Genomic DNA, 1165 nt, shown 5'->3' on the forward strand with positions numbered 1-1165 from the left:
GAATGCCGATCTCCGCACCCAGCACCGCCTGCACACGAGAGATCAACCGCATCGCCAGGAGCGAGTCACCACCGAGCTCGAAGAACGAGACGTCCACCCCGACCCGGTCCAAGCCGAGGACGTCGGCGAACAGTCCCGACAGGACCTCCTCGGTCGGGGTCGCCGGTGCCCGATCACCGGCCAGACCCGCGAAGTCCGGGGCGGGAAGGGCGGCCCGATCGACCTTGCCGTTGCGGGTGACGGGAAGCGTGTCGAGCGGGACGAACGCGGCCGGGACCATGTACTCGGGGAGGCGGGCGGCGACGAACTCGCGCAGGTCGGAGCCGCCGTCGCCGGGGTTTCCGATGATGTAGGCGACGAGCCGCTTGGTGCCGGGGGTGTCCTCGCGGGCGATGACGACGGCCTGGTGCACGTCGTCGTGGGCGGTCAGGACGGCTTCCACCTCGGCCGGCTCGATCCGGAAGCCCCGGATCTTCACCTGCTCGTCGGCACGCCCCCCGAACTCCAACCGTCCGTCCGACCTCCAGCGGGCCAGGTCACCCGTCCGGTACATCCGCCCGGAGCCCTCGAAGGGGTTCGCCACGAACCGTTCCGCCGTCAGCGCCGCACGTCCGGCATACCCGCGCGCCACACCGTGCCCGGCGAGGTACAGCTCACCGGCCACACCCGGCGGCATCGGGCGTAAGGACTCGTCCAGGACGTACGCCCGCATGTTGTCCATCGGCGTCCCGATCGGCACCGTGGGCGGGACGTCGTCGCCTGCCACGAAGGGAAGATGCGTGGCGAATGCCGTCGTCTCGGTCGGGCCGTAGGTCGTCCGGACGGTGAGGTCCGGGTGGGCGTCCAGCAGGTTCCGGACGGCCGTGGAGGAGACGACGTCGCCGCCCGTGGACACCTCGCGGACACCGGCGAAGATCTCCGGCGACTGCTCCGCCAGCACACGGAACAAACCCGCCGTCGCATGCACGTTCGTCACACCGTGCTCGGCGATCAGCCGTCCGCGCTCGGCGGCGTCCAGATCGCCGTCCGGCGCCACCACCAACCGGCCACCGTGCAGAAGCGGCGTCCAGATCTCGTACGTCGACGCATCGAACGCATGGTTCGCCTGCACCAGCACGCTTTCCACGACATCGTCACGCCACGCCTCGTCCAGGCAGAACGCCAC

At 70.3% G+C, this 1165-nt stretch carries 1 protein-coding gene; it reads right to left on the minus strand.

Translation table 11 applies throughout. From position 1 onward, the window contains the following. Positions 1–1165 (minus strand): non-ribosomal peptide synthetase (locus tag H505_RS0133355; protein WP_026405403.1); only part of this gene is annotated, 1165 nt, incomplete at both ends.

It is taken from the genome of Actinomadura rifamycini DSM 43936 (genome assembly GCF_000425065.1).
GTDB classification, from domain to species: domain Bacteria; phylum Actinomycetota; class Actinomycetes; order Streptosporangiales; family Streptosporangiaceae; genus Spirillospora; species Spirillospora rifamycini.